This is a genomic window from Streptomyces sp. NBC_00310 (assembly GCF_036208085.1).
Taxonomy (GTDB): Bacteria; Actinomycetota; Actinomycetes; order Streptomycetales; family Streptomycetaceae; genus Streptomyces.
The window spans coordinates 1,047,570-1,060,969 of the sequence record NZ_CP130714.1; the positions used below are offsets into that span (position 1 = coordinate 1,047,570).

Sequence of the window (13,400 nt, forward strand, 5' to 3'; positions counted from 1 at the left end):
CCGGCGAACGGCGGTGGACGACGGAGGGTTGATGTCTCAGTCTCAGGTGCGGGGTCACTGCGAGGGTCGGTTCAAGGCCGTGCGGAGCGCCTTCGAGGAGAACTTCGGCGAGCGTGACGAGCTGGGCGCGGCGGTCACGGTGACGCTGCGCGGGGAGACCGTGGTGGACCTGTGGGGCGGCTGGGCCGACGCGGCGCGGACCCGCCCCTGGGAGCGGGACACCGTGGTCAACATGTGGTCGACGAGCAAGGGCCCGACCGCGCTGTGCGCGCACATCCTCGCCGACCGGGGGCTGCTCGACCTGGACGCCCCGGTGGCCGCGTACTGGCCGGAGTTCGCGGCGGCCGGCAAGGAGCGGGTCCTCGTACGGCATCTGCTGTCGCACCGGTCGGGGCTCGCCGGGCCGCGTGAGCCGCTCTCGTTCGAGCAGCTCTGCGACTGGGAGCTGACCGTCAAACGGCTCGCGGCGCAGGAGCCCTGGTGGGAGCCGGGCACGCAGTCGGGGTACCACGCGATGACGTTCGGTTTCCTCGTCGGCGAGGTGGTCCGGCGGGTGTCGGGGCTGCTGCCGGGCGCGTTCCTGGCGCGGGAGGTCACCGGGCCGCTCGGCATCGACTTCACGATCGGCCTGCCGGACACAGAGGCGTCGAGGGCGGCCGAACTGGTCCATCCGCCGGCCGCTACGACCAGTGAACAGGCCGCTGTCTTCGCCCAGTTGACGCCCACCGCGCTGGCCGCGCTCGCCAACCCGCTCGTCGGCGCCGCCGAGGCCAACACCCCCGAGTGGCGGGCCGCCGAGGTCCCGGCCGCCAACGGCCACGGCACCGCGCGGGCGGTCGCCGCGTTGTACGGGATCCTCGCGCTGGGCGGTACCTGGGGCGGGCGGCGGGTGCTGTCGCCGGAGGCGGCCGAGCGGGTCCGCGAGGGCCAGGGCGCCTGCCGTGACCTGGTGCTCGGCGCCGGGTTCGGCCGGGACACGGAGATCGGGCTCGGACTGTGGCTGAGCGGCCCGCACGGCTCGTACGGGCCGAACCCCAGGGCCTTCGGCCACGACGGCTACGGCGGATCCAGCGGCCTCGCCGACCCGGAGGCCGACGTCTCCCTCGGCTACGTCATGAACCGCATGGGCCCGCACATCGCCGACGACCCGCGCAAGATGGCGCTCGTCGAGGCCCTGTACAGCGCGCTGTGACCCACCCGAGGCTTGGCCGAGGCGCCCTGCGCCACTCCTTGCGGTGCCCCTCCGTAGACCTCCTCGAAGCGCCGCGTGACGTGGCTCGGGCCGGTGAGAGCCCGGGCCCGGGCCACCGAGCGGATGGTGCGTGCGCGGTCGGCGGGCGGGCGGGGCCAGGGTGGAGGCGTACGGCGATGCCGTGGGCGTGTGCGATCCGGGCGGTGGTGAGGTCGGGCTCGGTCATGGGCGAGGGCCCGGGGCAGCGGTGACTCGGGCGGCGCGGCCCGGGCGGGAGACTCCGCGCCAAGCGGCCGGACAGCCGGTACGTGGCGTCGGTACGCGGGAGGGGCACACGTTCAAGGTGCGCGAGGCACAGGAGGCGATCGTCGGCGCGGTCACCGGCCCGCTGACGGCACCGCGGACTCTGCCTACGACAAGCCACGCCCCAACGCCCGGCCCGTGCTGAAGTCCGTGGGTGCACACGCCCGGCCATCGGCGTGGGCGTGTGCGTGGCCCACCGGAGGGGACGGACGTCAACTCGTCCGCCCCCTCCAGTACACGACGTCGTGTTATGCGTTCGCCGGTTCCGGCCGCGCCTCGCGCACCGGTGGTGCCAGGCGGCCCGTGCGGTGCAGCCCGTGGAGGGCGGCCGCGCACGCCAGACCAACTACCAACAGAGCCACCCACGGCAGCGCGGACATCCCCGCGGCCCGTGCGGCGTCGAGCGCCGCACCCGTCAGCAGGTTTCCGAGGGTGATGCCGACGCCACAGATGGTGTTGTACAGACCGTAGTGGGTGGCGACGAGGCGGTTGCCGGAGAGCCGGACGATGGTGTCCATCTCGAAGGGGTAAGCGATCATCGTCCCCATCGCGAGGAGCAGCGCGGACAGTGCCGGCGGCACGGCCGCGAGCATCCACAGCCCCACGCCGCCGTCCGGTACCGGGACCGCGGTGGCCGACAACAGCGGGACGAACGCCAGCCCCATCGTCAGCAGCCCCCAGGTCAGTGCGCGGCCCGGTTCCATACGGGCCTTGCACCAGGCGGTCACCTTCGTCTGGCCGAGGATCGTGCTCAACCCCGACACCGCGAAGAGCACCGCCACCGCGGCCGTTCCGAAGGTCCCTTCCCCGCCCAGCCGCCGCACTTCGAGCGGCAGCGCGAGGTAGACCTGGAAGGACATGACGTACGAGCCGATCATGGCCATGGAGAACAGCAGGAACGGCCGGTTGGCGAAGATGCCGCGCCACTGCGTCAGCACGCTCTCTCCCTGACCTCGCTTGCCGTTCTCGGCGTCGTCGCCCCGGCGGTCGGGCAGGGCCCTGAGCTGAACGACGCTCAACAGCGCGAAGATCCCCGCCGCGGCAAGGCACGTGACGCGGAAACTCACGCCGGTCAGCAGCATGCCCACCAGCGGGCCGAGCAGGATCCCGGCCTGGTAGAAGATGTTGAACAGCGCGAACGCCTCGACCCGCCGCTCGCCCGCGTCCGCCGCCAGATAGGCCCGGACGGCCGGGTTGAACAGCGCGCCGGCCAGTCCCGTCGCCGCCGAAGCGGCCAGTAGGGCGGGTACGGACTCCACCAGCCCGAGGGTCGCGAAGCCGATGATGCGCAGCATCAGCCCGGCTATGATCATGGGCTTGTACCCGAGCCGGTCGGCCAGCGTTCCGCCGAGCAGGAACATGCCCTGCTGGCTGAAGTTGCGTACGCCGAGGATCAGCCCGACCAGCCAGCCCGCCAGCCCCACGGGGCCTGCCAGATGCGCGGCCAGGTAGGGCATCAACATGTAGAACCCCAGGTTGATGGTGAACTGGTTCACCATCAACAACTGGACGCTGCGTTCGTAGGAACGAACCTGGGCGATGGTCGTCCTCACCTGTTCCCCTCCGCGAGTACATCGCTGCCGTCAAGCCGTTCGGCGACGTCGCCGTCCGCGGACGCCCCGGCGTCCGCGTCGTACGTGTCGAGCGGACCGGCCACGTCGGACCGCGGCGCGGAGTCGGCCGGCGTGAGCGGGTCGATGACGTTCTCGCATCGCGTCCAGCGGGTGACCTCCTTCTCGTCCAGGCGGCCGATCACCTCGGGTTCGGGCGCGGGCTGGGCGTCGAGCAGTCCGTGAGCCGCGCAGTAGTCGTCGTCGAAGACCGTGCCGAGGTACCGCTGCGGGCCGTCGGGGAAGATCGCCGCGATCCGGGTGTCGGCGGGCAGAGTGCGGGCCAGCCATCCGGCGACCATCGCCACCGCGCCGACGCTCCAGCCGCCGGTGGCATAGTGGGAAGCGGCCAGCTGACGGCAGGTCCACACCGCCTCCGCCGGGGCGACCCAGTGCACCTCGCTGAAGTTGTCGTAGGCGACATTGCGCGGGTAGATGCTGGAGCCCAGTCCCCGCATCAGGCGGGGACGGGCGGGCTGGCCGAAGATCGTCGACCCGATGGTGTCGACGCCGACCAGCTTGAGGTCCGGGTAGAGCTGCTGGAGTACGCGGGAGACTCCGGCGGAGTGTCCGCCCGTTCCCACGCTGCACACCAGCACGTCGATGTGGCCGAGCTCGGTGGCCAGTTCGAGGGCGAGCGGGGTGTACGCGGTGGTGTTGTCGGGGTTGTTGTACTGATCAGGGCACCACGAACCGGGATGCTGCCGCATCAGCTGAGCGACCCGGTCGCGGCGGGCCTGCTGCCAGCCCCCGGTGGGGTGCGGTTCGGAGACGAGATTGACCTGAGCCCCGTAGGCGGTCAGCAGCCGGGTCATGGACATCTCCAGACCCGGGTCGGTCACCAGCGTGACGGGGTGCCCGAAGACCATCCCGGCCAGGGCGAGCCCCAGTCCGAGGGTGCCGCTGGTCGACTCGATGATCCTGGCACCCGCCTGGAGTTCGCCGCGGGCGCGGGCGCGCTCGACCATGTGCAGGCCCGGACGGTCTTTGATGCCCCCGGGGTTGAAGCCTTCCAGCTTCGCCCAGAAGCCGCGGTCCGGCTCGGTGAAGGGCTGGGAGACGTGGAGGAGCGGGGTGTTGCCGACAAGCCCCCGTAGGGCGGAGCCGGCAGGAGTGAGGTCACTCTTGGTCATGGAGTGCATTTCGTCTTCGCTCTCATATCGATAGGGATGCGTGCGGATGCTCGTCCCGCGAGACGGTCGAGGCGCGCCACGTGGGCGGGGCAACCAGGGCCGACCGCGGTGGGGCTCCTATATGCGCCACCGGCAGATGGCAGTGAGAGCGGATCTGCCGCCGCTGGGAAGCGGTCTTCGAGCGGCGCCGGGGTGGTGACGCACGGGAGTTGCTGTGGCATCCGTCAGCGACAGCACGGCGACGGCGGGCGGTGGAATCCGTGGGGACGACAGCGGGAAGGCTGCCTGCCCGAGGCGAAGGCCGTGGCAACGGTCGGGATACTCGGAGGCATCCAGCTTCTCGACGTCCGAAGCCTCCGCAGACAGCGGGATTTCAGTCGCCGCAGCGGCCGAACGAGCCGGCGACTCCGGCGCATGGCGCTGATCGCCGAGGCACGTCAGCAGCACGAACAGCAGGGCGTACGCCGTGCTGCGGACGAGCCGGCTCCTCCACGGGGGACGTACGAAGGAGAGAGGGGCAAGGGAAAGGGCAGGGGTGGGCGGCACAGGTCCTCCGCGCGGCGGTCCCTGCCCGTGCGGGAACTCTCCCGGTCAGGGCAGGGATCGGTGGGGGTCGGGGAAAAGAGAGCGGTCGACCTTCCCCGCGCCACGCTGTGGGGCGCTGTGGGGCGCGGTGAGGCGCTGTGAGGCGCTGTGCGCAGGAGGTCGGACGCCGTGGAACCGGTCACCGGGGAAGGCATGACGCGGCCTTGGGCCGAGTCCAGAAGTCCCGGGAAGGGTCGACCGGTCGGGAAAGCGCCGACCTAGATGCGAAGAATCGCGGAGTCCGCCGCGCGCGTTCTCGGGGCCGCGAAGTCCCGTCCCTCTGCCAAGTGCCGGGCGGGTCCGGAGCCGGGCGCCTCGTCTCCGCTCTCAGAACTCAGCCGAGACAGACAGGGCACAGCCACAGCGGGCCCCTGGGAGGGCTGCCCGACCGCACAGGTCTCACCTGCGTGCGGCTGTCCGTGGCCGTCGTGGCGGCCCTCCGGCTTCCCCGCCGACTGCACCCACGTGGCACTCGCAACGTTCACGGGTCCGACAGTTGGCTCGAAATGCCCGCCCGACGCCACGACGCTCTTGGCGGAGGTGAGGTGACTCATCGTCGCGTCCGGGCTGACGGCATGCGTATACAGCAGGCCGAAGAGGAACAGGCCCAGCCCAAGCACACGCGACAGAGCCGCTGATGAGCGGCTCCTCGGCATGCGAGAGGGAGACCAGTCCGTAATCACGTCGTGATCCTAACCTGATCACCGCGCCCCGGCGCGCCACCTCGGAAGAACATCGCCTGAACCCAGCCACATGACAGCTTCAGGGGCACCGGGCGGGACCAACCGCCCCGAACCGCCGGGGACTTCAGCGTTCGCAAACGCCCTGATCCGCTCTGCACGACTGCCTCGAAGAACGGGGGAACGGTGCGACCGGACCGCAGTCCGCTCCTCCGGGAGCGTCGACACAGGCGCATGTCGAAGTCAGAGCCTGTGGAGCTGCCGGTCCCTGACGTCGGGGCCGTGGTGCCCTGCTGCCCGCCGATCACCGCCGATCACCGCCGATCACCGCCAAGGAGCTGTAGCAGGCCGACGCGGAGAAGATGGACGCGATGTCCAAGGCCCTGTCCGACCCGGACGCGGTCACCTCGCCGGTCAAGTCGGCGGTGGTCGCCGCCCGTTGACCCGCTCCGCCGGGCCGGGCAACCCTGCCGGGCCCCGGCGACCACACCACCCGGTCACCCCTTGCGGGTGGCCACGACCATCCGGCAGCGTGGGCTGCCGTCGGGCCGCCGCCCGAACTCGGGCAGCGCGAACAGTTCCACCTCGAACCCGGCGTGTTCCAGCTCACGCCGTACGACGCCGAGCCGGAACGGCCGGTAGTACATGACGAACGGCGGCCGCCAGACCGCGTTGCGCACGCGCATCGCCGCGTCGAAGCCCAGGGCCGCCCAGTACCAGGGGGAGTTCGGCGGGGCGGGCGCCGGCAGCGGGAACGCGAAGCGTCCGCCCGGCCGCAGCACGGAGTGCGCCTCGGCGAACAGGCCCGGCAGTTCCTCCGGCAGGAAGTGCCCGAACGCGCCGAAGCTGACGGCCAGGTCGAAGACGGGGGCGAAGGGGAGCGCCAGGGCGTCACCGCGCACCCAGGAGACGCGGGGGCCGCCGGAGCGGGTGGTGGCCCGCCCCGGGCCACCGGAGCCAGGGGTGACCGGAGCCGGACCCTCGGAGTCAGACGGGGCCAGACCCGGGCCCTCGGAGCCAGACGTGGCCGACACCAGACCCTCGGAGCCAGGGGCGGCAGAACCGGGGCCACCGGCGCCAGGTGTGGCCGGGCTCAGGGCTTCGGGGCCGACGGATGCGGCCACCGGGTCTGCGGAGCGGGTGGTGCCGGAGCCCACCCGTTCCCTCCCCACCGCCAGCATTCCCGCGCTGATGTCGACGCCGGTGACGCTCTCGCGGCACACCTCGCGCAGCACCTCCATCCCGGCTCCGGTGCCGCAGCAGAGGTCGAGGCCGTGCTCGAACGGGCCCATCGACGACAGGGCCGCCTCGACCGCTTCCAGGACGGAGTCGGGCGTACGGAACGGCGTCTGGTCGAACTTCGGCGCGAGCAGGTCGTAGCCGTGTTCGACGGACGAGAGCGCCTGGACGGCGAGTTCGCGGAGGCTGGGGCCTTGCGGGGTGAACATCACGTCAGCTTAGGCCTTGGCTCGGGGCAGCGGCGGGCGCGGACCCTCGCCTATGGTCCAGGGCATGACTTCGTTCCGTCCTGCCCCGACCTGGCTGGCCGACGCCGTCTTCTACCAGATCTATCCGCAGTCCTTCGCCGACTCCGACGGAGACGGCATCGGGGACTTCGCCGGAATCACCGACCACCTCGACCATCTGTCCTGGCTGGGCGTCGACACCGTCTGGCTGAACCCCTGCTTCGTCTCCCCGTTCCGGGACGCCGGGTACGACGTCGCCGACTATCTGAACGTCGCCCCGCGCTACGGCTCGAACGACGACCTCGCGGGGCTCGTCGACGAGGCGGGCCGCCGGGGCATCCGGATCCTGCTGGACCTCGTCGCCGGCCACACGTCCATCGACCACCCCTGGTTCCGGGCCTCCGCGAACGACCCGGACGACCACCGCTACATCTGGACGACGGAGGGCCGGCCCGACGGCTTCGTGGCGTCCCCCGGCACCCGCCCGGGCGCGTATCTCCCGAACTTCTTCGACTCCCAGCCCGCCCTCAACTTCGGCTACGCACGCGAGAATCCGGCCGAACCCTGGCGACTGCCCGTCGACGCCGACGGCCCGCGTGCCAACCGCCACGCCCTGCGCACGGTCATGGACCACTGGCTGGGCCTGGGCATCTCCGGCTTCCGCGTCGACATGGCCGCGTCGCTCGTCAAGGACGACCCGGACAAGACCGAGACCACCCGCGTCTGGACGGAACTGCGGCACTGGCTGGACGCCGCCCACCCGGACGCCGTGCTGCTCGCGGAATGGGGCGAGCCGGAGGTGTCCATCCCGGCCGGCTTCCACGCCGACTTCTTCCTCCACTTCGGCGGCCCCGCCGACGGCCTCGCCCTGCGCTCGCTGTGGAGCAACGGCGAGGGCACGGTCCACGAGAACTGGGACCCCCTCGACTGCTTCTTCGACGCGAGCGGCCGGGGCTCACCGCGGCCCTTCGTCGAGGCCTGGCAGCAGGCGTCCGCCGCCGTCGCCGATACGGGCGCCATCTCCCTGCCCACCGCCAACCACGACTTCTCCCGCCTCAACTGCGGCCCCCGCACGGCCGATCAGCTCCCCGCCGCCTTCGCCTTCCAGCTGACCTGGCCGACGCTCCCGGCGATCTACTACGGCGACGAGATCGGTATGCGCTACGTCCCGGGACTGCCCGACAAGGAGGGCAGCGTCCTCGGCCCCCGCTACAACCGCGCGGGCTCCCGCACCCCGATGCAGTGGGACGACACCGCGAACGCGGGTTTCTCCACCGCCCCCACCGACCGCCTCTATCTCCCCGTCGACCCCTCCCCCGACCGCCCGACCGTCGCCGCCCAGCGCGCCGACGACACCGCGCTCCTCCACCTCGTACACCGCCTCATCTCCCTGCGCAGGCGCACACCCGAGCTGGGCTCCGGCGGTTCGGTGGAGGTCCTGCACGCCGGATATCCGTTCGTGTACGTGCGGGGCGGGCGGTACCTGGTGGTGATCAACCCGCAGCGGCACGAGGCCTGCCACCCGTACACTCCCGCCGTGCGGAGCGCTCTGGAGGGGCAGGGCGTGGCCCTCGTGGACGGCACGATCACCGCGCGGGGTTTCGGATACGGGATCTTCGAGCTCGGCGGTTAGCCGTCGGGGCCGGATGCCCGGAGCCCCGCTCCGGGCATCCCCCGTGTACCGTGCGGACGCCTACGCGGACTTCTACGGCGCGGGCGAGGCGGCCACGTTCGGCTCTTCGCCGTACGCCGTGAGGAAGCGGTCGCGGAAGGAGTCCATGCGCCAGACCGGGGCGTCGTCGCCGGGCCGCAGTCCGTCGGACCAGCCCCAGTCGTCGATCCTGTCGAGGACCTCGGGGTCGTGGGCGACGATGGTGACCGGTACGTCGTGGTCCGCGCCGTTGCCGCTGACGCTCGCCATGGGCTGGTGGTCGCCGAGGAAGACCAGCACCGTGTTCTCGTCGCCGTACTTCTCCACGTACTGCAGAAGACTGTGCAGCGAGTACTGGACGGACTTGCCGTACTCCTCCTTCACCTTGACCGGGTCGGTGAACACGTCGGCCGGGTCCTTGCCCGCCTTCTCGATGTCCTGGTAGACCGAGCCGTCGCCGACCTCGTCCCAGCCGACCATCGTCGGCAGCGGCGCCCACGGCTGGTGGCTGGAGGTCAGGATGATCTCCGACATCAGCGGTTTGTCGCCCTTCTTGGCGGCCTCCAGACGCTCGAACGCGGTGAGGGCGTACTGGTCGGGCATGGTCGACCAGCTGAACTTCGGCCCCTGGTAGCCGAGATCACGGGAGTCGTAGACCTTGTCGAGGCCGTAGAAGTCGCCCTCCGGCCAGTTCTTCTGCACCCCGGGCACGATGCCGACGGTCCGCCAGGCGCCCGTCTTGCCGAAGGCGCCGGGCAGGGTGAGGCGTTCCCCGGCGGTGACGGTGCGGTAGCGGCTCTGGTTGTCGATCCACAGGCCGGTCAGGAACGTGGAGTGGCCGAGCCAGCTGCTGCCGCCGTACGTCGCCGAGGTCAGCCAGCCACTCCTCGCCGCGAACCCGGCCTTGCCCAGCGCCTCGCCCTCCTCGTCGAGGGCCGCGTTCACCCCGGGCGCGATGGCCGGGTCCTCCAGGGCGGCGCGGCCGTAGCTCTCGATGAAGGTGATCATCATGTCCTTGCCGCGCAGCCCGGTCAGCAGCCGGTCGGCGGGCACATCGGCGAACTTGTCCTTCTTGGCCTCCTTGGCGAACGCGGCCTCGTCCCGGAGGGTCTCCTGGACCCGGCCCCAGCGGTCCTGCACGAAACCGATGGTGTTCCTGGAGGCGACCGCGGTGTTCTGGATCGGCGTCAGGCCGAGCGCCGCGCAGGTGATCCACACGGTTCCGGCGACGATCGTACCCTTGGTCGCCCGGTCCCGGTCACGGACCAGGAGGTTCACAAGCCGCACCACCGCCAGGGACATGACGACGAACAGCAGCAGCACGAGGGCCACGAGACCGATGACGGCGGCCAGCGCGCCCGTGGAGCCGAACGTGTCCTGGACGTACGATTCGGCGTCGTCCAGCAGGCCCCAGTCGAGGACCACGTTGAAGCCACGGCCGAGGAATTGGTTGAAGCCGATGTCCAACGCCTTCACGACCACCAGCGCGGCCAGCCCCACCCCGATGACGACCGCCGCGGCCAGCCTCGGGCGGCGCGGCAGCACCATCAGCAGGGCGGCGGCGAGGATCGGCTCCACCGGTATCCGCAGGAACTGACGCGCCTCGAAGAACTCGGCCTTGCCCGGCATCAGCAGTGCGAAGAACACCAGGGCGGCGGCCAGCGCGGTGACGCTCCAGGACAGAACGCGTGCGGCGACCGGGTACTTCGTCCGGAACGCCGTCCGGTATCTCCGCCATCGGCGGACGGGCTCACCGGTCCTGGCCGGCGTGTCCTCGACGGGGGTGTCCGACACCGACGGGTCCTCCGCCGGCGACGGGTCCTCCGCCGGCGACGGGTCCTCCGCCGACGACTCGCTCGCCTCGTCCGTCTCGTCCGTGTCCGGTGATGGGCTGGAGCGCGTGAAGAGCGACACGCGACGTTCCTTCCGTGCGAAGACCGCTGGTGGTGCCCCCCTCTGTACGAGGGGCCGACGGCATCAGTTCAAAGACCACGGGTAAGCCATCGGTAAGGAACTCCCCAACGACCGGCCACCGGTGGTGGTACACTCGCCTTGGCACGTGTGTATCGCCCACTCTCGGGCTCCGGTGCCACTCTCTCGGATCGTCAGATCCCTCTCGCCGAACCGCCCGTCGATTCGCGACAGGCCGTCGGCTTCCCCGCACCACCCGCCACCTTTCGGCCCGCCCTCTTCCGCGCTGCCGTGCACGGCTCCGTCGTACCCCGGGTGTGTGCCCTCCTCTCCCCCTTGCGCATGCGTTTTCCCCTTCCCTGACGTCCTCGAAAGGACCACCACCCATGACCACCACCACACTCGAACGCACCTCCACCGATCGGCAGCCTCCGGCCCGGGTCACCGGCGTCCTGGAGATCGCGCAGGGCGGGCAGGGACACCTGCGCGCCGAGCGCGGCCTGCCCACCCCGTCCGACCCGCAGGTCCCCGCCGCGCTGATCCGCCGGTACGGGCTGCGCAAGGGCGACACCGTCGAGGGCGTACGCGACGGCCGGCGCGCCCTCACCGAGGTCGAGCGGATCAACGGGCGTACGCCCCAAGAGCTGCGCGGCCGCCCGCACTTCCACGACCTCACCCCGCTGCACCCGCGCGAGCGACTGCGGCTCGAACACCCGGCGAGCGGTCTGACGGGCCGTCTGGTCGACCTCGTGGCACCCGTCGGCAAGGGGCAGCGCGGGCTGATCGTGGCCCCGCCCAAGACCGGCAAGACGGTGCTGCTCCAGCAGGTGGCCGCCGCGATCGCCGCCAACCACCCCGAGGCCCACCTGATGGTGGTGCTGGTCGACGAGCGGCCCGAGGAGGTGACCGACATGCGGCGCTCCGTGCGGGGCGAGGTGTACGCCTCCACGTTCGACCAGTCCCCCAAGCAGCACATCGCGCTCGCCGAACTCGTCGTGGAGCGCGCCAAGCGGCTCGTCGAGCAGGGCGAGGACGTCGTGATCCTGCTGGACTCCCTGACCCGGCTGTGCCGGGCCCACAACAACGCGGCCGCCTCCGGTGGCCGCACCCTCAGCGGTGGTGTCGACGCCGCCGCGCTGCACGGCCCCAAGCGGCTCTTCGGCGCCGCCCGGCTGACCGAGGAGGCCGGCTCCCTCACCATCCTGGCCACCGCCCTGGTGGAGACCGGGTCCCGCGCCGACGACTTCTTCTTCGAAGAGCTCAAGGGCACCGGCAACATGGAGCTCCGCCTGGACCGCGCCCTCTCCGACCGGCGTGTCTTCCCCGCCGTCGACATCACCCCGTCCGGCACCCGCCGCGAGGAACTCCTTCTCACGCCGGGCGAGTTGACGGCCGTGCGCGGGCTGCGGCGGGCCCTGCGGTCGCGCGAGGGGCAGGCGAACCTCGAAACGCTCCTGGAGCGGATGCGCGCCACCCCTGACAACGCGACCTTCCTGCGGCAGGTGCATCCCACGCTCCCGGCGGCATGACATGAGGCATCCGGGTGCTCGATCCGCGCGCTCGGCCCTGGCACCCCGCTCCACGGCACGACCGTTCCTACGTTTGCGATATGACCATCGGATTCTCATCCCGCGTCCCTCGTGTTGCCCGCGCCGCCGTCAGCTGCTCCCTCGTCTGTGCGCTCGGGGCCCTGGCCGTCGCGACGAACCCCGAAGGTGCCGGCCTCCCGGTCGAGGCGGGCGCGCAGGACCCCAAGGCCGCGCAGGAGACGCCGTCGCTGCACCGGCCGGGGACGCGGGTACGGCCGCGGGCCGGGGCGCCCCGGGTGCCGCAGGACGTCTCCGCGGTGTCGTGGCTCGTGGCCGACGCCGACAGCGGCAAGGTGCTCGCCGCGCACGACGCGCACCGGAAACTCCCGCCGGCGAGCACGCTGAAGACCCTGTTCGCGCTCACCGTGATGCCGGGACTCCCGGCCGGCCTCCGACACACCGTCGACCGCGAGGAGCTGGCGGGCATCGGCGCCGGGAGCAGCCTGGTCGGCGTCAAGGAGGACCGCACCTACAGCGTCGCCGACCTGTGGCGCGGGGTCTTCCTCAGCTCGGGCAACGACGCCGTGCGCGTCCTGGCCGCCCTCAACGGCGGCTGGAAGGCCACCGCCGAGCAGATGCAGGACAAGGCCCGCGCCCTGGGCGCCCGGGACACCCACGTCGTCTCGCCCGACGGCTACGACGCGCCCGGCCAGGTGTCGTCCGCGTACGACCTGGCGGTGTTCGGGCGGGCCGGGCTGCGCAACGCGGAGTTCGCCGGGTACTGCGCCACGGCCACCGCGAAGTTCCCTGCGGGAGGCTGGTCGTACGCCATCCAGAACACCAACCGCCTGCTCACCGGCGCCGGTGTCGAGCGCTATCCCGGGCTGATCGGCGTCAAGAACGGCTACACGAGCAACGCCGGCAACACGCTGATCGCCGCCGCCAGGCGCAACGGGCGCACCCTCGTCGCGACGGTGATGCGGCCCCGGTCGGGTAGCCGCTACGCCGTCTACGAGGAGGCGCGCTCCCTTCTCGACTGGGGTTTCCGTGCCGCCGGGCGCGTCGACGCCGTGGGCTCGCTCCTGCCGCCGCGTCCGGCGGCGGGCCCTCAGGCCGCCCCCGGGTCACCACCCGCCCGCGAGGACGAGGCCGAGGTCACCGCCCCCGGCTGGCCGGTGGCGGGCACGATCACGGGCGCGGCCGGGTTCGGCGCCGCGGCCGTGGCACTGATCCTGCGGCTCAGCAGGGGCCGGTTCTCCCGCGGCTGACCGACCGGCAGCCACAGCAGCAGGCCCAGGGTGATCCACACATAGGTGTTGCTGCCCACGAAGCCGCCGAGG

At 71.7% G+C, this 13,400-nt stretch carries 9 protein-coding genes; 4 read left to right on the forward strand and 5 right to left on the reverse strand.

Going from position 1 to position 13,400, the window contains the following annotated elements; all coding sequences use genetic code 11:
• Window positions 1-31 precede the first annotated feature (31 nt).
• On the forward strand, window positions 32-1,192 hold the full coding sequence (locus tag OG202_RS04655; RefSeq protein WP_328222301.1) for a serine hydrolase domain-containing protein: 1,161 nt from the start codon (window positions 32-34) through the stop codon (window positions 1,190-1,192).
• A 551-nt stretch (window positions 1,193-1,743) separates the two neighbouring features.
• Here OG202_RS04655 and OG202_RS04660 read toward each other — a convergent pair.
• The 4 genes from OG202_RS04660 to OG202_RS04670 form a co-directional block, all read right to left on the reverse strand.
• The gene (locus OG202_RS04660; protein WP_326585038.1) at window positions 1,744-3,048 is read right to left on the reverse strand and encodes an MFS transporter; all 1,305 of its coding nucleotides are present in this window, start codon (window positions 3,046-3,048) and stop codon (window positions 1,744-1,746) included.
• A complete protein-coding gene (locus OG202_RS04665) occupies window positions 3,045-4,247 on the reverse strand; it encodes a PLP-dependent cysteine synthase family protein (protein WP_326585037.1) in 1,203 nt (400 codons plus the stop codon). The genes OG202_RS04660 and OG202_RS04665 overlap by 4 nt, the downstream gene beginning before the upstream one ends.
• A gap of 794 nt (window positions 4,248-5,041) precedes the next feature.
• Window positions 5,042-5,479 carry a DUF6153 family protein gene (locus OG202_RS46415; RefSeq protein WP_405959676.1) on the reverse strand — a complete coding sequence of 146 codons (438 nt, stop codon included), beginning with the start codon at window positions 5,477-5,479 and terminating at the stop codon, window positions 5,042-5,044.
• Window positions 5,480-6,000: 521 nt separating this feature from the next.
• The gene (locus OG202_RS04670) at window positions 6,001-6,951 is read right to left on the reverse strand and encodes a class I SAM-dependent methyltransferase (protein WP_328222302.1); all 951 of its coding nucleotides are present in this window, start codon (window positions 6,949-6,951) and stop codon (window positions 6,001-6,003) included.
• A 64-nt stretch (window positions 6,952-7,015) separates the two neighbouring features.
• Between OG202_RS04670 and OG202_RS04675 the strand changes: the two genes are divergently transcribed.
• Entirely contained in the window at window positions 7,016-8,602 is a 1,587-nt protein-coding gene (locus tag OG202_RS04675) for an alpha-amylase family glycosyl hydrolase (protein ID WP_328222303.1), read from the forward strand.
• Window positions 8,603-8,674: 72 nt separating this feature from the next.
• Here the strand turns inward: OG202_RS04675 and OG202_RS04680 are convergent, their stop codons facing one another.
• Entirely contained in the window at window positions 8,675-10,534 is a 1,860-nt protein-coding gene (locus OG202_RS04680) for a sulfatase (RefSeq protein WP_328222304.1), read from the reverse strand.
• 383 nt (window positions 10,535-10,917) lie between these two features.
• Between OG202_RS04680 and rho the strand changes: the two genes are divergently transcribed.
• Window positions 10,918-12,060, forward strand: coding sequence for a transcription termination factor Rho (gene rho / locus OG202_RS04685; protein ID WP_326585032.1), 1,143 nt, complete (start codon window positions 10,918-10,920; stop codon window positions 12,058-12,060).
• Window positions 12,061-12,140: 80 nt separating this feature from the next.
• Window positions 12,141-13,328, forward strand: a complete 1,188-nt coding sequence (locus tag OG202_RS04690) for a D-alanyl-D-alanine carboxypeptidase family protein (protein ID WP_327731224.1) — start codon at window positions 12,141-12,143, stop codon at window positions 13,326-13,328.
• Window positions 13,329-13,400 lie beyond the last annotated feature (72 nt).